The organism is Rufibacter tibetensis (assembly GCF_001310085.1).
Classification (GTDB): Bacteria; Bacteroidota; Bacteroidia; order Cytophagales; family Hymenobacteraceae; genus Nibribacter; species Nibribacter tibetensis.
This window is the reverse complement of sequence record NZ_CP012643.1, coordinates 4,838,163-4,856,694: the sequence shown is the minus strand read 5'-3', so window position 1 is coordinate 4,856,694 and position 18,532 is coordinate 4,838,163. Positions and strand designations below refer to the sequence as shown.

Below are 18,532 nucleotides of genomic sequence, written 5' to 3'. Positions count from 1 at the left end.
ATCCTTAAAGCAAATGGTAAGTTCTTACCATTTGTGCTATAGTGATTAAAGCTTTGATAAGTTAATTTGAAACTGGCCTAAGCAGAACATCAGCAAACCCATGGGTTTTGTCTGTGAAAACGTCCTGTACTTTGAACCCGCAGGAATGGGCCATTTCTTCAACTTGCTTCAAGGAGAATTTGTAGGAATTCTCTGTATGAATGGCTTCCCAGGCATCAAAATGGAACGTCTGGTTTAAGGTGCCAATATGAACCTCCTGCGCTTTCTTGCTGATGAGGAAACTCCGCATGGTGCCTTCTAAAGGATCATACTCTGCGAAGTGCTGGAACTGGTCCAGGTCAAAGTCTGCTTTTAGCTCCTTGTTGATGCGGTGCAGGAGATTGATGTTGAAGGCTGAGGTTACTCCTGCCGCATCATCATAGGCTCTTCTAATCTTTTCAGGGTCTTTGCGCAAGTCCAAACCCAGAAGGAAGGCATCTTCTGGGTTAAGGGTTTCTCTTAAGGCGCATAGAAAGTTTTTGGCGTCTGGCAAATCGAAATTCCCGATGTTGGATCCCAGGAACAACACTACTTTGCGTTGGCGCTGGTTCTGGTTTAACCATTCCAGACCCTGGAAGTATTCTGCGGCTAAGGCTTGAACCAGTAAAGTAGGCCACCGGTGGTGCATGTCCTCCAGCAAGAGGTTTAACTGGTCATCTGAGATGTCTAAAGGAACGTATGAAAAGTCAGCCTTTGAAGCCATCAATTCTGAGAGAAGCAGCTTGGTTTTATAAGCGTCGCCAGCCCCAAGGTCCACTAATTGGAATGGCTTTTGAATGTCTATAGAGTACAGAATTTCCTTTCGTTGCTGGGACAGAATCTGGTGCTCCAGCTTGGTCAGGTAGTATTCCGGTAGCTCCATGATTTGCTGGAACAACTGACTTCCCTTTGCATCATAAAAGAAACGGGATGAGAGCTTTTTAGGGGTTTGACTCAAGCCCTGCATCACATCCTGAGCCAGGCCGTTGTCATCAGAGACCCGGGTGGGCAGCAGGTTGGTAAGCGAACTTTGGGTAACGTGTGTCATCATAAATTATCGTTTAGCCAGCCTGATGCCGGTGAATTGCCAGCGTTTGTCAGCGTGGAAAAAGTTACGGTATGTGGGTCTGATATGGCTTTGTGGAGTAGCGCAGGAACCGCCGCGCAACACCAACTGGTTCACCATAAACTTGCCATTATACTCACCCAAAGCACCAGGTGCTGTTTCAAAACCAGGATACGGAAAATACCCGCTATAGGTCCATTCCCAGGTATTTCCTAGCAGGTGTGCCACTTGAGTGGAATCATCCCTGATTACAGCGGCTACTGGGTGGTACAGCTCACTTTCCATGAAGTTTCCATCCGTAACGGGGTTAGCATGAAGCTGAGCCAGTACTTCCCATTCAAATTCAGTCAGCAACCGGTAACCAGACCAGTTGGCGTAAGCAAGGGCTTCGTAAAAGCTCACGTGCGTAACAGGTGCCTGCAGGTCCAGCTTTAGCAGGCCATGTAAGGTATACATCCACCATTCGCCATCTAGTTGTACCCAATACAGGGGCGCCTGCCATTGCTGCTGTTGCGCCAGTTGCCAGCCTTCATCTAACCAATACTTGAAATCAGAGTAGCCGCCTGCCTCTATAAACTCCAGGTACTCTCCATTGGTCACCAGAGAACGGCGGGCCTGAAACTCGGCAATGTACACCTGGTGTGCTTTAAGTTCATTGTCAAAACAAAAGCCATCGCCTTCATAACCTACAGAATATACACCAGCAGGAACAGTGCTCCATTCGTTTGATAGGTGTTTTTCAGAAAACAATGAAGAAACTGCAGGGACCTCAGGTAAATAAGCAGGCAGCAGAGGATTGCAGCTTAAGATGTATTTGATATCGGTAAGGAGTAGTTCCTGGTGTTGTTGCTCATGCTGCAAGCCCAACTCTATAACGGCTGCTATTGATGGGTTTTCCAGCAAAGAAGTCATTCCGAGGGCTTCTTCCATGGCTTCATCCACATGACGGCGGTAAGCATAGATATCTTCCAGGGGCGGACGGGATAACGTTCCCCTATCTGATCTGGCTACCCGGCTCCCCATGCTGTTGTAGTAAGAGTTAAACAGAAAGGCGTACTGGGGATGGTATGACTGGTAGCCGGGTAGGTGCGGCACCAGGATGAAGGTCTCAAAAAACCAGGTAGTATGCCCCAGGTGCCACTTAGGCGGGCTCACGTCAACCATAGGTTGCATTACAGTGTCTTCAGGTGAAAGCGGTGCACAGATCTTCTCCGTTTGCTTCCGTATGGTTTGGTACCGAAATAAAAAATTGCCTGTATCGTAAGTTGGATGGAAGGACATGTGGTTTTTACGTATTTACACCTTCTAAACTACTTTTGTACTGAAAGGTTGTACCTTCATTTGCGTTCTAAAGAAACTATGCCCTTTGTTTTAACGCCTTTTTCCCGCGAATTAGCTTTCAGGTTTGATGCCCGTACTTCCAGGGGGGCTATGCAGACGCACCTTGCCCATTACCTGCGGGTGCACCATACCCAAAATTTAGAAAAGCAGGGGTGGGGAGAATGTTCTCCCTTGCCCGGTTTAAGTACCGATTTCTCCCCTGAATTCCATTCTCTTCTGGAGCAGCTTTGCCAGCAATACAACGATTTGCACATAGAAGATCCTGAGTCTGAGGAATCCCTTGAATTCTGGAGAGCCCTAGAACAATGGCCCTCCATCTGTTTCGGCGCTGAAACAGCTTGGGTAGATTACTTTAGGGGAGGTAAACGAAAGCTGTACAACACTGCTTTCAGCAGATCAGAAAAAGGGATTAGAATCAATGGGCTCATCTGGATGGGAGATCCTGCTTTCATGCGCTCTCAGATAGAGAAGAAGATGGACCAGGGCTTTACCTGTTTAAAACTAAAAATTGGAGGTCTTGATTTTTCGCAGGAGTTAAAGATCCTGAAAGAAATAAGAAGGGTTGCGGGTCCTGAAGTGCTGGAACTGCGACTTGACGCAAATGGTGCTTTCTCAGTTGATGATGCCGAAGAAAAAATACGGCAGTTAGCCACCTTTGAAATTCATTCATTGGAACAACCCATCAAACCAGGTAAAATGGAGGACCTGCAACTGTTGTGCAGCGCTTCCCCAATTCCAATCGCACTGGACGAAGAGCTGATTGGCGTCAGTGGCAAAGAGAATAAATGGAAGTTGTTAGATAAGATTCGCCCGCAATACATCATCATCAAGCCCACGCTTGTAGGAGGTTTGGTCAGTAGCCGTGAGTGGATACAGGTAGCAGAATCATTAGGTATAGATTGGTGGCTGACCTCGGCGCTGGAGTCAAACATAGGCTTGAATGCCATTGCGCAATTTGCTTCAGACCTGGGAAACCCCTTGCCGCAAGGTCTTGGAACAGGTCAATTGTACCATAATAACTTTGCCTCTCCTTTAGAAATTAGGGGAGAAGAGCTTTGGTACAACCCTGAACGTCCCTGGGAACTGCCGGCGTAACAAGTTATTTCATGCCCTTTTTCTGAAAGGAAACCTTAAACAGAAGCGATTGATTAGGACCACTTGAATTGATTGTTATCAATCTACATAAGACTCTATCCCGTAGCACCTTATTCTTCCATCAGTTTCTTTACCAAAGCTGGAACTCCAATGGTTGCTTTCTCTTGAATGATGGTGATGTTTCTTCTGGAAGAGACAGCAGGTGCGTTTGGGTCAATGAGGTAAATGGGCGCGTCATGCGGTGCATAGGACACCAAACCAGCAGCCGGATACACTTGTAAAGAGGTGCCAATAATGAGCAGGTAATCGGCGGTCATGGTTTCCCCAGCGGCTTGTTCTATCAGTGGTACTGCCTCCCCGAACCATACGATGTTGGGTCTTAATTGCGAGCCTTTTTCACAAAGGTCGCCTTTCTTCAGCTCCCAGCCTTTCATAGGGTATACAAGGTTTTCGTCCAAGGAGCTTCGGCTTTCAAAAAGTTTTCCGTGGAGGTGCATGATGTTAGAGGAGCCAGCCCGTTCGTGTAAGTTGTCCACGTTTTGGGTGATGATCTGCACGTTAAACTTTTTTTCAAGGGCTACCAAGGCCTTGTGGGCTGCGTTTGGCTCTACGCCTAAAGCGCTTTTACGTCGTTGGTTGTAGAACTCCAGCACCAGGTCTGGGTTTTTGTGCCAGCCTTCAGGAGAAGCCACTTCCATCACATCATGCCCTTCCCAGAGCCCGTTCGAATCCCGGAAAGTTGCCAACCCACTTTCTGCACTTATTCCTGCACCTGTTAATACGACTATTTTTTGTCTCATTGAGAAAAGGTTTGAAGATTTGTTAGACTTTTGAATTCTAGTGCTGCTATCATCCTGTTAGAAGCTGTTCTTCTTGATTGATGATGCCTATGGATACGAAGGTTGCGCTGAAATGATAAACTCCCTTTTGGGGCTGTTTTAGGGAAACAGCCCCAAAAGGGAGTTTAATGCTTACTAGGACTATGTTTATTGATAAAAGCTAGGTTAGCTGGCTTTTTTCTTAGCAGAAGAAGTTTTCTTGGCAGCTGCTTTGGTGGTACTAGTCGTTTTCTTGGCTGCTGGTTTTTTTGCAGCTGTTTTCTTGGCAGCAGGGGTGTCAGCAGCTGGGGCTGCTTTCTTTTTAAAACCACCACGAGCTGGTTTGTCAGGAGTAGCTTCTGCCAATTCCAGACATTGCTTCAAAGTCAACTCTGCCGGTTCCTGTCCTTTAGGAATTTTCACGTTCTTCTTGCCTACGCAGATGTATGGGCCAAATCGACCATTTAAGACCGTTACTTCCGGGTTTTCAGGGAAGGTCTTGATCATTTTTTCCGCATCAGCCTTGCGCTTGGCTTCTATCAAAGCAATGGCTTCCGGTTCAGTGACTAACAAAGGATCCAGGTCTTTCGGCAAGGAATAGTACTTGCTGTTGTGCTGAATGTAAGGCCCAAACCGACCAATGGCGGCTTTCATTTCCTTTCCTTCAAACTCCCCAACGATACGGGGTAATTTGAATAACTCTAACGCCTGTTCCAGGGAGATGGATTCTATGAAAGTGCCTTTGCGTAGACTGGCATACACCGGTTTAGCTTCAGTTCCTTCCACTTCCTCGCCCAACTGTACGTAAGGTCCAAAACGTCCTAATTTAGCAATCACTTTCATTCCTGAAACAGGATCTACCCCGAGTTCACGGGCACCGCTTACGGTAGAGCGTTCTACATTGGCACTGGTTTCTATAGTTTGATGAAAGCTTGTATAAAATGTATCTAACATTTTATCCCACTGCTTTTTACCTGCAGCTATCTCATCAAATTCTTCCTCTACTTTCGCGGTGAAAGAATAGTCAATTACGCTCTCAAAGTGTGACACCAAAAAGTCAGTTACCACCATGGCAATGTCGGTAGGGAAGAGCTTGGCTTTCTCGGCTCCGGCCATCTCAGTTTTCTTTTGAGTGCTGATTTGGTCGTTCTCAAGCGTCAGAACTGTATAGGCCCGTTCCTTACCTTCCCGGTTGTCTTTCTCCACGTAGCCGCGCTTCTGGATGGTAGAGATGGTAGGGGCGTAAGTAGACGGACGGCCAATTCCCATTTCCTCCAGTTTCTTCACCAAACTAGCCTCAGTGTAGCGAGGGGCTGGGCGGCTGTAGCGCTCGGTGGCTTGCAGGCGCTGTAAAGCCAGAGACTGCCCTTCATTCAGGGGAGGGAGCATTCCCTTCACATCATCGTCAGCTAATTCCTCATCATCCGTGGATTCACTGTAGACTTTCAGGAAACCTTCAAAACGAACTACTTCTCCGGTGGCAACTAGTTTTTCAGGCTGGCCACTGATGGTGATGGTGGCAGTGGTTTTTTCAATCTCAGCATCGGCCATCTGCGAGGCAATGGCACGTTTTCTGATCAGGTCATATAAGCGTTGCTCGTTTCGGTCTGAGCTTACCTGAAGGGCAGCGAAATCAGTTGGTCTGATTGATTCGTGAGCTTCCTGCGCTGATTTTGATTTAGTTTTGTACTGACGTGTTTTCACGTAGTTTTCGCCAAAAGAGCGCGCAATCTCAACTGCCGCCGCAGTCATGGCATCTTGTGACAGGTTCACCGAGTCAGTACGCATGTAGGATATTTTACCCGCCTCGTACAAGCGTTGTGCCACTTGCATGGTTTGGGCTACAGAGAAAGATAGCTTACGGCTGGCTTCCTGCTGCAGGGTAGACGTGGTAAAGGGAGGGGCAGGGCTCCGTTTAGTTGGCTTTTTCTCTAAACTTTCAATAGAATAGGAGGCACCAATGCAGCGTTTTAAAAAGTCTTCAGCTTCGGCCTGGGTTTTAAAGCGGGTATTTAGTTCCGCTTCCACGCGTTTGCCACCTGCATCAAACTGGGCTACTACTTTAAAAGTAGAAACAGCTTTGTGCTTCTCAATCTCCCGTTCACGCTCTACTACCACCCGTACTGCTACTGATTGTACCCGTCCGGCGGAAAGTCCTGTCTTGATTTTCTTCCAAAGCACCGGCGATAATTCAAAACCCACCAGGCGGTCTAACACGCGGCGTGCCTGTTGGGCGTTTACCAGGTTGGTGTCAATAGAGCGCGGGTTTTCAATAGCATTCAGAATGGCGCTCTTAGTAATTTCACGGAATACAATGCGACGGGTTTTAGCCTCCGTCAAGTTCAGAGCCTCTGAAAGGTGCCAGGATATGGCTTCTCCTTCGCGGTCCTCATCGGACGCTAACCAGACCGTTTCGGCTTCCTTTGCTAGTTTTTTAAGCTGGGCAATTACTTCTCGTTTATCTGGGCTAACCACGTACGTGGGCTTAAAGCCGTTCTGTATATCAATAGCATTGTTGTCTTTGGGGAGGTCGCGCACGTGCCCGAAGCTGGATTTCACCACGAAATCCTTCCCCAGGTACCCTTCTATGGTCTTGGCCTTAGCCGGTGACTCCACAATTACTAGGTTCTTTATCATAAGGGATTAAAGTGGGGCATCGCCCAAAATTTTTTCAAAGATGTAGTAATTTTTTGAGACAATCCAACCACTATCTTTATGCCGATTGTTCCAATCAGGTAAATTAATATACCTTGAGGGGGTAAAAAGGTTTATTTAGTAAACATAGCCATGAAGAATCTCTTATTAATGCGCCACGCCACAGCGGCAGATAAAACCATTGGGCAAAAAGATTTTGACCGTGAGATTACCTTGTTTGGGCAAAGACAAGCGGGTGAGGCCGGCCTGTGGCTTAAAGGCCAGTCTCTGTTACCCGAGTTGATCTTGTGCAGTCCTTCTGTGAGAACCCAGATGACGCTAGAGAATATGCTGGAGCAAATGGAGCACAAAGTGCCGGTTCAACTGGAGCATGACATCTATTACAGCTCTGAGCATGACCTGCTTACCCTTTTGCACGGGGTAAAAGATGAGGTGGACACCTTGTTGATCGTAGGACATAACCCAACTATCTCTTTTTTCGCGTCGAGCCTGGCCCATGAAGAGGTTTCCTTCAATACGGCCACCATTGCTCACCTACACTTTAACGGTTTTTCATGGGAAAACTTGCGGGCAGGTACCTGTAAACTGCATTATTTATACCAAGAGCAACCTGCAAGGTTTTAAGGGTATTTGCCCAAAAGAAGCTTAAAATACTACTAGAGCCCCTGTTTTATTTGTAGTTTAGCGGCTCGTCACACACTTAGAAAAATTTTTTCTTTCCACCGTAACCTATGCCAGCAACAATCGTATCGGTCATCAACCAAAAAGGAGGTACAGGTAAAACCACAACTACCATCAACCTGGGGAGCGCCCTGCAAAAGCTGGGCAAGCGCGTGTTGTTAATCGATTTAGATCCGCAAGCCAATCTTTCTTATTCTTTAGGCATTACAGAACCATCTTCCACGCTGGCTGACGTTTTTGCAGGCAAGGTCAAACTCATGGACTGCCTTCAGGAAAGTAACGGTTTGTTTATAGCGCCGGGTTCAAATGATCTGGTAGATGTGGAAATTTCGCTGGTGAACCATGAGGAGCGGGAACGATTTCTGCAGCATTTGCTGGATGAGGTGACTGGTTTTGATTACATCCTGATTGATTGTCCGCCTTCTTTGTCACTGCTCACCGTGAATGCGTTGGCTTCATCTGATGAGGTGTTGATTCCTTTGCAGATGGAGGTGCTTACGCTGCAAGGATTAGGGCAGATTCTGAATACGGTAAAACAAATTAAGAAGACGCTCAACTCTAAACTTAAGGTAAAGGGCATTGTTGTGGTAATGTATGACAAACGACGCAAGCTGAGCGCAGAGATAGAAGATTACCTTAAAGAGAACGTAGACGAATACATTTTCCAGCAGCGCATCAGGCTCAATGTTAAATTGGCTGAGGCTCCTTCTTTTGGGCAGAGTGTGTTGGATTACGATGCTTCTTCATACGGGGCAAAAGATTACCTGGGATTGGCTAAGGAATTTGTTTCACTTGCTTAGCAAAGCTTCCGGAAGTCTTGTTTTATTAGTAAATTGCGAAGATGTCTCCTAAACCCAGGCATTGAATATAAATATATTGGCACCATCTGGTGCTGCAGAGGATATTAACGTTCTTCATTAAAGATAAGATGGCTTTAGGTAAAAACTTGAAACTCAACAAGGATAAACTGATTGGGAAGACGGAGGCCGAGACACCCGTGGAGGTGCCTACGGATGTTGCTGCCTCAGCACCGGCAGAGGCCCCTGCCTCGGCACCGGCAGATATTCCTGTCGCAGAGCAGCCTGAGGAAACGCCAGTTCAGGAAACTCCTGCCACCTCAATGGTAGACCTTCCCTTGACAGAGACAAACGGACGAGCTGCTACTACCAAAGCCCGTGCAGGAGGAAAGACAGTGGAGAAACAAGCCGATAAAACGGAAAAAACATCTTTGGAAGCTGAGACTACAGATCAGGCCCGGAAAAGCAACTCTCCGCGCCAGACTACCCAGACTCAGGATTCTGACTACATCAATGAGCAGCTGAACCGCGTGCTTTATGCCCTTGATGCCTTCAAAAAAGGAGACGTCTCGGTGCGCTTGACCAAACAAAACAACGACATCTTCTCAGAGATAGCCGAAGCCTACAACTCCATGGTGGAGATGATTGGGGGTGTAGGAGGAGAGGTGTCGCGTATCTCTAAAGTTGCCGGGGTAGAGGGTAACCTGAAAGCCCGTGCCTCTGCTGAGAGTGCCTCAGGTTTCTGGAAGGACATGATCAACAACATCAACGGCCTGGTAGACTCCATCGCCGTTCCGGTATTGGAGGTAGGCAAGGTATTGAAGAACATCTCTCGCGGTAACCTGGACGAGACGTTCCAGATTCCTGTGTCCGGTGACTTCAAGGTCATGGCTGAAACCATCAACCGTACTATTGACAACCTGAACCTGTTTGCCGGTGAGGTAACTAGGGTGGCCTTGGAAGTAGGTACTGAGGGAAAACTAGGCGGTCAGGCATCAGTGCCTAACGTGGCTGGTATCTGGAAAGAACTTACTGATAATGTAAATGCGATGGCGTCTAACCTTACTCTTCAGGTACGGGACATCGCGAAAGTAACTACTGCTGTTGCCCAGGGGAACCTGGACCAAAAAGTAACGGTAGACCTGAAAGGGGAAATGCTTCAATTGAAAGAGAACATCAACCAAATGGTGGACTCTTTGAACATCTTCGGTGATGAGGTTACCCGGGTGGCCCGTGAAGTGGGTACCGAGGGTAAGCTAGGTGGCCAAGCGAAAGTTCCGAACGTAGGTGGAGTTTGGAAAGACCTTACTGACAACGTGAACACTATGGCTTCCAACCTGACCTCTCAGCTGCGTGACATCGCCAATGTAGCCACTGCGGTAGCGAAAGGTGACTTGACCCAAAAAATAACGGTAAACGTGAAAGGTGAGTTAGCCGAGCTGAAGGACAACCTGAACCAAATGGTGGACTCCCTGAACATCTTCGCAGATGAGGTAACTCGGGTAGCGAGAGAAGTAGGAACTGAAGGAATCTTAGGTGGTCAAGCTAACGTGCCTAAAGTAGCGGGAGTTTGGAAAGAACTTACTGACAACGTGAACTCAATGGCTTCTAACCTGACCCTTCAGGTGCGTGACATCGCGAACGTAGCGACTGCGGTGGCTCGTGGCGAGTTGAGCCAGAAAATCACGGTTAATGTTAACGGAGAGCTCCTTCAATTAAAAGACAGCTTAAACCAGATGGTGGACTCCCTCAACATCTTCGCGGGGGAAGTAACTCGTGTGGCTCTTGAGGTAGGAACCGAAGGTAAGTTAGGTGGTCAGGCAACCGTGCCTAATGTGGGCGGTGTTTGGAAAGACTTAACCGATAACGTGAACTTCATGGCGTCTAACTTGACGCTGCAAGTGCGCGACATTGCTAACGTGGCAACTGCGGTAGCAAAAGGCGACTTAACCCAAAAGATCACTGTGGACGTGAAAGGCGAGCTCCTTCAGTTGAAGGACAACCTGAACCAGATGGTGGACTCCCTCAATATCTTTGCCGGTGAGGTAACCCGGGTAGCGCGTGAAGTGGGAACTGAAGGTAAGTTGGGCGGCCAAGCCACTGTACCTAATGTAGGTGGTGTTTGGAAAGACCTCACTGATAATGTGAACTTCATGGCTGGTAACCTTACCTCTCAGGTACGCGACATTGCCAACGTAGCAACTGCGGTAGCAAGGGGTGATTTGAGCCAAAAGGTAACCGTTGGGGTAAAAGGCGAACTAGCCGAGTTGAAGGACAACCTTAACCAAATGGTGGACTCCCTCAATATCTTCGCCGGGGAGGTAACCCGCGTGGCACTGGAGGTAGGTACCGAAGGTAAATTGGGCGGGCAGGCCACTGTGCCTAACGTAGCAGGTACCTGGAAGGCGTTGACGGACAACGTGAACTCGATGGCCTCTAACCTGACCCTTCAGGTGCGCGACATCGCTAATGTAGCAACCGCGGTAGCAAGGGGTGACCTAAGCCAGAAAATCACGGTTAATGTGAAAGGGGAGTTGGCCGAGTTGAAGGACAACTTGAACCAGATGGTGGACTCCTTGAATATCTTCGCCGGGGAAGTAACCCGCGTGGCCCGTGAGGTAGGAACCGAAGGTAAGTTAGGTGGACAGGCTGCTGTACCTAATGTGGCCGGTACCTGGAAGGCCTTGACCGACAACGTAAACTCAATGGCGTCTAATTTGACGCTTCAAGTAAGAGATATAGCTAACGTAGCTACAGCTGTGGCCCGTGGTGACTTAAGTCAGAAAATCACTGTTGACGTGAAAGGCGAGCTTCTTCAATTGAAGGACAACCTGAACCAGATGGTGGACTCCCTCAATATCTTCGCCGGGGAGGTAACCCGGGTGGCTCGTGAAGTGGGCACCGAAGGTATCTTGGGTGGACAGGCATCTGTGCCAAATGTAGGCGGGGTTTGGAAAGACCTTACTGACAATGTGAACTTCATGGCTGGTAACCTTACCTCTCAGGTAAGGGACATTGCCAACGTAGCCACTGCGGTAGCAAGAGGTGACTTAAGCCAGAAGATAACGGTTGATGTGAAAGGCGAGCTCTTAGAGCTGAAAAACAACCTAAACCAAATGGTGGACTCCCTCAACATCTTTGCAGACGAGGTAACTCGGGTAGCGAGAGAGGTGGGAACTGAAGGTAAACTGGGTGGTCAGGCCAATGTGCCTAAAGTACGCGGTACCTGGAAAGAGTTGACAGACAATGTGAACTCAATGGCCTCTAACCTGACGCTGCAGGTACGTGACATTGCTAATGTTGCTACTGCGGTAGCGAAAGGGGACCTTACCCAGAAGATTACGGTAGATGTAAAAGGAGAGCTTTTGGAGCTGAAAAACATCTTGAACCAGATGGTGGACTCTCTGAACGTTTTCGCTGGTGAGGTAACCCGCGTGGCGTTAGAGGTAGGAACTGAGGGTAAACTGGGTGGCCAGGCTTCCGTGCCTAACGTGGCAGGAACCTGGAAAATGCTCACTGACAACGTGAACTCCATGGCATCTAACCTTACCTCTCAGGTGCGGGATATTGCCAACGTAGCGACTGCAGTAGCGAAAGGGGACCTGAGCCAGAAAATGACGGTGAATGTGAAGGGTGAAATCCTTCAGCTAAAAGATATATTAAACCAGATGGTGGACTCCCTCAACATCTTCGCGGGTGAAGTAACCCGTGTGGCGCTTGAGGTAGGTACCGAAGGAAGACTAGGCGGACAAGCCAAAGTGCCTAACGTTGCTGGGGTTTGGAAAGACCTGACTGACAATGTAAACACCATGGCGTCTAACCTGACGCTTCAGGTGCGGGACATTGCGAACGTAGCTACTGCGGTAGCGAAAGGAGATTTAACTCAGAAAATTACGGTGAATGTACGTGGTGAATTAGCTGAGCTGAAGGACAACCTGAACCAGATGGTGGATTCCCTGAACATCTTCGCTGGTGAGGTAACCCGGGTGGCGCTTGAGGTAGGTACTGAGGGTAGATTAGGTGGACAGGCTGCTGTGCCGAATGTGGCAGGAGTTTGGAAAGACCTGACTGACAACGTGAACATCATGGCTTCTAACCTGACAACTCAGGTTCGCGGAATCGTGAAAGTAGTAACGGCGGTATCTAAAGGTGACTTAACCCAGAAGCTGACCTTACAAGCCAAAGGCGAATTAGCTGACCTGGCAGACACCATCAACAGCATGGTGGAAGACCTGAATCGTTTAGCGGGTGAGGTGAGCCGGGTAGCCAGAGTAGCAGGGGTGGAAGGGAAACTGACAGAGCGTGCCACTGTACACGGTGTGAGCGGAAGCTGGAAAGAACTGGTAGATACGTTAAATGATTTGTTAGAGTCTATTGTAACGCCAGTACTAGAAGTATCTCGCGTAGTGCGTTCTATTTCTGAGGGTGATTTGACCCAAAAGGTTGAAATCCATACTGCGGGTGATATTCTGGCTATGTCAAATGCCTTGAACTTGGCGGTAGATAACCTGAATGCCCTGTTGGGTGAAATCAATGATTCTTCGCTCATCGTAGGTTCGTCTTCTGAAGAGATGGCTGCTAAAGGATTGGAGATGAACAGGGTAACAGTAGATGTAGCCTTGGCCATGCAACAAATGGCAGAGGGTGCGCAAAACCAAGCTCTGAAAACAGACCAGGCCTTCAAGTTGATTGAAGAAATCATGAAGGCCACAAAAGAAACTGCGAACAAAGCTGATGTGGTGAACCGTTCTGCGGTGATGGGAGAGGAAACCTCTCAATTGGGTCTGAAAACTGTGGCCGAAGTGGTGCGCAACATGGAAGAAATTTCTTCTTCTGCCGCCTTGACTGCCAAAACCATTGAAGTATTGAGTACCCGTAGCCAGGAGATCTCTAAATCCCTTGGAGTAATTACTGACATTGCCGCTCAAACCAACTTGCTGGCTTTGAATGCAGCTATTGAGGCGGCTAGAGCTGGTGAGGCAGGACGTGGTTTTGCAGTAGTAGCCGAAGAAATACGGAAGCTGGCGGAAGGATCCCGTAAATCTGCAAGCGAAATCAGCACGCTGGTAGATGACGTGAAGAAAGATACTTCTTCCGCTGCCGCAGCAATTGCAACCATGGAGGGCCGGGTATTGAAAGGAAAGAATGCTACGTTTGAAGCATCCGGCGCCTTTAAAAACATTGCGACCTCCAGTGGTGAAACGCTACGTAGTGCCCAAGACATTCTGGTGTCTACTGAAGTACAGAAGACGTCTATTGGAGACGTAGTTAAATACGTGGAAGAAGTGGTAGCCATTGCGGAACAAACTGCTTCTGGTACACAACAAGTAGCGGGTACAGCCAAGCAATTGTCTACTTCCATGCAGGAACTGACCTCTTCCAGCCAGCGTCTGAATGACATTGCAGATGATCTGCAGATGAGTATTTCTGCCTTCAAATTGGTAAACGGAAACTTGGTTTACCCTAACCGCAACGCTCGTAAACTAACGGCTGTGCCAGCGCCAAGAAGACGTTCTTTCCCGGGAGACGACTTAGATGACAACGACTTCGGCACGAAACCAACCGTTAAGAAAACGATTAAAAACAGAGGCCAGGAATAATGGAATCTCAGAATATACGAGATAAAAAGGATGTTTCGGTAGTAGAGCGGGTACACCTCATTGTCTTTAAATTAGGCAATGAAGAGTACGGGGTTCGCATTGACCAAGTAAAGGAGGTAACTATTACCCCTGAAATTACCCGCATGCCCAAAACACCTTCTTTTATCAAAGGAGTATCCAACATTAGAGGAGACATTATAGCCATCATGGATCTGGAAGAGCGCTTCAGAATTGAGCGCCCTTCCGGCATGTTTACCCCGCATACGTATACCCTGGTAATGGAGGCGAAGGAATATACCATGGGGTTCATTGTGCATGAGGTGCCCCAATCTTTGACGTTGCCAGTCTCCAGCATTGACAAGGCTCCTACTTTTATTCAGGATATCAACATCAATGAAAACTTTATTGAAGGCATAGGAAAACACGAAGACCGGCTCATCATTGTGCTGGATATCTTCAAGATTCTTACCTCAGATGAAGTAATGCAATTGAAATCATAGTGCTCATATTTGACCTTATTACTTATGGAAATCACCGATAAAAAAAGAATACTAATTGTAGATGATTCTTTCTACATGCGCACTATGTTGAAAAACATGCTGTTAGATGCCGGTTATGATGTAGTAGGGGAAGCCCCGGACGGAAAAACGGCTTTGCAGATGGCGAAAGACAAAATTCCGGATCTGGTAACATTGGACGTGATTTTACCTGATAATACCGGTTTAGATGTTCTGAAAGGCATCAAACAGGATAATCCAGATATTAAAGTAGTGATAGTAAGTGCCGTTGGGCAGGAAGTGATTATGAATGAGGCTGCTGAATACGGAGCTTTACATTACATTATAAAGCCTTTCTCTGAAGACAAGGTATTGGAAGCCTTAAATAACGCTTTCAAAGAAGACTAAAAGAAACTGACTTAATATTTCCGCTACTCCGCCTTTCCGTGCAGCAGACGCAGCAAACAAAATTCAGGGTTTTAATTGGGAATACTTCCGCGCGCTCCAGAATGGTGCTTTCTGGCTTAATTGAAGCCGAGCCCCAACTTGAGGTGGTAGATACTGCCCAGTCCAGAGAAGAATTGCTTTACAAAGCAATGTCTTCCAAACCTGATTTGATTGTAACTCAATACGGGTTAACCTTAAGTGGGAATCTGCCTACGTTCAGGTCAGTGTATGGAGAGAAATCCTCTTTGGTATTAATGGTGGCCCAGAACAAGGCCACAGATTCTTTTTTCTCTTCCGCTACTTTCGGCCTGAAGGGGCAAAGACCGCTTCCGGGTCGTTTTACCGAAAACACCCTTAAAGAAGAAACTAAATCTGGGTTATTATCTAAACTCAGAGAGGTAGTGGTACATTATTCTTCAGAGAACCCATCTACCCGTATTTCCATTAACCGGGGTGCCGGTAAGGAGGTTTTCTATAAAAAGCCAGCTTTGGTGAAGAATCCGGAATCGGCTGCTCCTCTTTCTGTCGTGGTCATTGGGGGCTCTACCGGAGGCTCTGCCGCTTTGGAGTACCTGGTGAGAGATCTACCCGTCCTTCAACCAACGGTGGTACTGGTGGCTGTGCACATGCCTGAGAAGTTTACTAAACGTTTAGCGAAACGATTGCAGAAATTCACTCCTTGGCGAGTGGAAGAAGGTTACCAGAACATGGTGCTAACACCGGGTACAATAATAATAGCCCCGGGTGGGCAAGACATGCGGGTGAAAAGAAAGTCTTTGCGGCCGCATGACCTTACGGTTGAACTAGAACCTTCTTATGCCATGGATTCCCCATCGGTTGATGCTTTAATGGACTCTGCGGCCAAATGTTTTCACGGTCAGGTGCTTGGAATCATTTTGACCGGAATGGGGCAGGACGGAACTTCCGGGGCGCATGAGATAAGAAAACGAGGCGGTGTAGTGATCGCGCAGGATGAAGAAACCTCTACCATATTCGGGATGGCTAAAGCAGCTATAGAAAGTGGGGCAGTGAATGGCGTGTTCGCATTAGGTCAAATAAATTCCATCATTAACCGGTTTGTTTCAGACCGACATATGGGCTCTATGCTCAAAGAGAAGTTAGTAGGATGAAGTCGAGAGATCAGGAGTATAAAGAGATATTTATAGCCGAGGCTCTCGAGTATTATGATGCGCTTAACCGGCACATCAGTGATCTGGAGAAAGACCCTGAGAATGAACAGTTGTTGGCTGAGGTTTTCAGGTTGCTGCATAACCTCAAAGCCAATGCCAAAGCAATAGGGTATGAGGCTATTGCTGATGTTTCGCATAAATTAGAAACTGCATTTGGTTTAATCCGGAGCAAAGAACTTAGTTTCAGTGATGAAGTAGTGACGGTTCTGTTTGACGGGATTGACATGCTAGGGGAGATGATCACCGGCATTGACGGAACCAAAGAAGTGGAGCCAAGTCAGGAGCTTCTCCGAAACCTGGACATTGTCATCAACTCCTCAGCTGATAATAATGCTGAATTAACAAAGGTTCAGAAATACTATACCACCAAAAACCTGTCGCTTTCTGATCTGATTTACATCCAGATCAAGAAACTTGACCATTTACTGAATTTGGTAGGAGAGCTGATCATAGACCGTGATCGGATCTTGTCCATCAGTAAAGAACTGGATCACGACGACCTGAAAAACGTGAGTGCCCACCTATACCGCATCACGGAGGAGTTGCAGTACAGCGTGATGGATGCCCGGTTGGTGAACGTGGGTTCTTTGTTCAATAAATTCCCGCGCATTGTGCGGGACGTTGCGGTAGCAGAGAAAAAGGAAATCAACTTGGATATTATTGGTCAGGACATCCAGATTGACCGGAACATTCTTCAGATTATAACCGATTCCCTGCTACACCTGATGCGGAACGCTATTTCGCACGGGATAGAAAAGGCCGACGTTCGGAAAAAGGCAAAGAAAACGCCTCAGGGAAACATAACGCTTTCAGCCCAGAATGACCGTGATACGGTTATTTTGAAGCTGATTGATGACGGGAAAGGAATTGATGAAGAGGAAGTAAGGCGAGCCATTGTACAGCGGGGCTTTTTAACGGCTGATGCTGCGCAGGACCTCCGTAACACTGAGGTTTTGTCTTACTTGTTTGAGCCAGGGTTCTCCCTTGCCAAGGAAGTGACCGAAGTATCTGGCCGTGGGGTAGGATTGGATGTGGTGAAAAATGCCATCGATTCTATTGGGGGTCGTATTAAAGTAGATTCTAAGAAAGGCGAAGGAACAACGTTCACGCTTTTCCTACCTACATCTATTGCGGTAAAAGGTGCATTGTTGTGCCAGGTAGAGGAAAACTTCTACGCCATACCGTTAATGCACACAGATTCTGTGGTGGCTTTGCCAACCAGCGAATTACACGAGGTAGGAGATCTGTTAGTAGCTGACATCAACGGAGAGACCATAACCATTGTCTCACTAAAAGAAATGTTCAATACTGACCTAAACGACTACAGCGTTAAGAAGAGCAACTTAGAACATGATGTACAGAACATCATTATTGTGACCTACAATAACCGGAAACTTGGGCTGATCGTGGACAAGCTGCTTCGGCAGCAGGACATTGTGATCAAGGCCCTAAGTAAACCGGTCAATACTATTGAGATTTACGCGGGGGTTACCCTCTTAGGATCGGGCAAGGTGTGTCTGGTACTGGATGTGGCCGCTATAACTCGCTACTTTATAGCCAGAAGATAAGCGCTGATGGGAAATAAAAAATTTAATGCCTGATTCATGGAGCTTCAAGTAAATGAACTAGAGCGGGATATCATCAAAGAAATCCTGAACATTGGACTTGCCCGGGCAGCTGACTCGTTTGCAGTGATTGCCAAAGACCGTGTGCTGTTAAAAGTACCTGATCTGCAGTTGATGGAAGCGGAAGAGCTTCTAAAGATTGTAAGAGCCTACGAAAACTCGCACACCATCATTCAGTCAGATATTAAAGGGGAGCTGAATGGTTCCACTTTAATGCTGTTTTCTGAGCTGCATGTGGAGCAACTATCCAAAGTATGTTTGGGCATGACCGTGAAAGGAAATGAACCGCTCACCGAGATGCAGGAATCACTTCTGTTGGAGGTGAGCAACATCATCACCGGAGCTCTTGTAACGCAATTAGCTAATATTTTGAAGGCTAGTATTTACGGCTCTCCGCCGGTAGCTCCCAAGCATGACATTGCAGAATCTTTGAAAGGTATCTTTACAGACCATCCTTTGTTTCAGCCACTGGTGTTCACAGTAATCACCCAATTCACCAATAACTCTAAAATGGTTGAGTTGCCCTTGCTTCTATTCTTTGACACCAACACCTTTATCAAAATATTAGAGATCATCCGGTCCTACAACTTCCTGACTAAATAAGGGGAAGGACCATTTTTTCTACAAGCGAAAGAGCCGCCCAGCGCGGCTCTTTCGCTTGTAGGACAGCTACAAAAGGATGTTTAATGCTCCTTTTACAGA

At 47.4% G+C, this 18,532-nt stretch carries 13 protein-coding genes; 9 read left to right on the top strand and 4 right to left on the bottom strand.

All coding sequences use genetic code 11. From position 1 onward, the window contains the following. Positions 1–61: 61 nt before the first annotated feature. Both egtD and egtB read right to left on the bottom strand, forming a co-directional pair. Positions 62–1,069, bottom strand: coding sequence for an L-histidine N(alpha)-methyltransferase (gene egtD, locus DC20_RS20065; RefSeq protein ID WP_062545479.1), 1,008 nt, complete (start codon positions 1,067–1,069; stop codon positions 62–64). 3 nt (positions 1,070–1,072) lie between these two features. Next, a complete protein-coding gene (egtB, locus tag DC20_RS20060) occupies positions 1,073–2,365 on the bottom strand; it encodes an ergothioneine biosynthesis protein EgtB (protein ID WP_062545478.1) in 1,293 nt (430 codons plus the stop codon). Between the two features lie 78 nt (positions 2,366–2,443). Here egtB and menC point away from each other — a divergent pair, with 78 nt between their 5' ends. Next, positions 2,444–3,520 carry an o-succinylbenzoate synthase gene (menC, locus tag DC20_RS20055; protein WP_062546062.1) on the top strand — a complete coding sequence of 359 codons (1,077 nt, stop codon included), beginning with the start codon at positions 2,444–2,446 and terminating at the stop codon, positions 3,518–3,520. Between the two features lie 110 nt (positions 3,521–3,630). Here the strand turns inward: menC and DC20_RS20050 are convergent, their stop codons facing one another. Both DC20_RS20050 and topA read right to left on the bottom strand, forming a co-directional pair. Then, complete coding sequence (locus tag DC20_RS20050; protein ID WP_062545477.1) at positions 3,631–4,320, bottom strand: SIR2 family NAD-dependent protein deacylase; 690 nt, start codon at positions 4,318–4,320, stop codon at positions 3,631–3,633. Between the two features lie 204 nt (positions 4,321–4,524). Then, a complete protein-coding gene (topA, locus tag DC20_RS20045) occupies positions 4,525–6,975 on the bottom strand; it encodes a type I DNA topoisomerase (protein ID WP_062545476.1) in 2,451 nt (816 codons plus the stop codon). 150 nt (positions 6,976–7,125) lie between these two features. Here topA and DC20_RS20040 point away from each other — a divergent pair, with 150 nt between their 5' ends. The 8 genes from DC20_RS20040 (at position 7,126) to DC20_RS20005 (ending at position 18,433) form a co-directional block, all read left to right on the top strand. Next, positions 7,126–7,617, top strand: a complete 492-nt coding sequence (locus tag DC20_RS20040) for a SixA phosphatase family protein (protein ID WP_083470392.1) — start codon at positions 7,126–7,128, stop codon at positions 7,615–7,617. A gap of 107 nt (positions 7,618–7,724) precedes the next feature. Beyond that, complete coding sequence (locus DC20_RS20035; RefSeq protein WP_062545474.1) at positions 7,725–8,474, top strand: ParA family protein; 750 nt, start codon at positions 7,725–7,727, stop codon at positions 8,472–8,474. Between the two features lie 128 nt (positions 8,475–8,602). Then, a complete protein-coding gene (locus DC20_RS20030) occupies positions 8,603–14,071 on the top strand; it encodes a HAMP domain-containing protein (protein WP_062545473.1) in 5,469 nt (1,822 codons plus the stop codon). After that, complete coding sequence (locus tag DC20_RS20025; protein ID WP_062545472.1) at positions 14,071–14,571, top strand: chemotaxis protein CheW; 501 nt, start codon at positions 14,071–14,073, stop codon at positions 14,569–14,571. Before DC20_RS20030 ends, DC20_RS20025 begins: the two co-directional genes overlap by 1 nt. 24 nt (positions 14,572–14,595) lie before the next feature. Beyond that, a complete protein-coding gene (locus DC20_RS20020; RefSeq protein WP_062545471.1) occupies positions 14,596–14,976 on the top strand; it encodes a response regulator in 381 nt (126 codons plus the stop codon). Between the two features lie 38 nt (positions 14,977–15,014). Then, positions 15,015–16,145, top strand: a complete 1,131-nt coding sequence (locus DC20_RS20015) for a chemotaxis protein CheB (RefSeq protein ID WP_062545470.1) — start codon at positions 15,015–15,017, stop codon at positions 16,143–16,145. Continuing rightward, positions 16,142–17,773: a chemotaxis protein CheA gene (locus DC20_RS20010; RefSeq protein WP_062545469.1), complete on the top strand. Its 1,632-nt coding sequence runs from the start codon at positions 16,142–16,144 to the stop codon at positions 17,771–17,773. The genes DC20_RS20015 and DC20_RS20010 overlap by 4 nt, the downstream gene beginning before the upstream one ends. 36 nt (positions 17,774–17,809) lie before the next feature. After that, positions 17,810–18,433, top strand: a complete 624-nt coding sequence (locus DC20_RS20005; RefSeq protein ID WP_062545468.1) for a chemotaxis protein CheC — start codon at positions 17,810–17,812, stop codon at positions 18,431–18,433. Positions 18,434–18,532 lie beyond the last annotated feature (99 nt).

Coding starts and splice junctions, on each gene's coding strand:
- egtB (WP_062545478.1), bottom strand. CDS start 2,365: ATGTCCTTCCATCCAACTTACGATACAGGCAATTTTTTATTTCGGTAC.
- topA (WP_062545476.1), bottom strand. CDS start 6,975: ATGATAAAGAACCTAGTAATTGTGGAGTCACCGGCTAAGGCCAAGACC.
- DC20_RS20050 (WP_062545477.1), bottom strand. CDS start 4,320: ATGAGACAAAAAATAGTCGTATTAACAGGTGCAGGAATAAGTGCAGAA.
- DC20_RS20035 (WP_062545474.1), top strand. CDS start 7,725: ATGCCAGCAACAATCGTATCGGTCATCAACCAAAAAGGAGGTACAGGT.
- DC20_RS20020 (WP_062545471.1), top strand. CDS start 14,596: ATGGAAATCACCGATAAAAAAAGAATACTAATTGTAGATGATTCTTTC.
- DC20_RS20025 (WP_062545472.1), top strand. CDS start 14,071: ATGGAATCTCAGAATATACGAGATAAAAAGGATGTTTCGGTAGTAGAG.
- menC (WP_062546062.1), top strand. CDS start 2,444: ATGCCCTTTGTTTTAACGCCTTTTTCCCGCGAATTAGCTTTCAGGTTT.
- DC20_RS20030 (WP_062545473.1), top strand. CDS start 8,603: ATGGCTTTAGGTAAAAACTTGAAACTCAACAAGGATAAACTGATTGGG.
- egtD (WP_062545479.1), bottom strand. CDS start 1,069: ATGATGACACACGTTACCCAAAGTTCGCTTACCAACCTGCTGCCCACC.
- DC20_RS20040 (WP_083470392.1), top strand. CDS start 7,126: ATGAAGAATCTCTTATTAATGCGCCACGCCACAGCGGCAGATAAAACC.
- DC20_RS20005 (WP_062545468.1), top strand. CDS start 17,810: ATGGAGCTTCAAGTAAATGAACTAGAGCGGGATATCATCAAAGAAATC.
- DC20_RS20010 (WP_062545469.1), top strand. CDS start 16,142: ATGAAGTCGAGAGATCAGGAGTATAAAGAGATATTTATAGCCGAGGCT.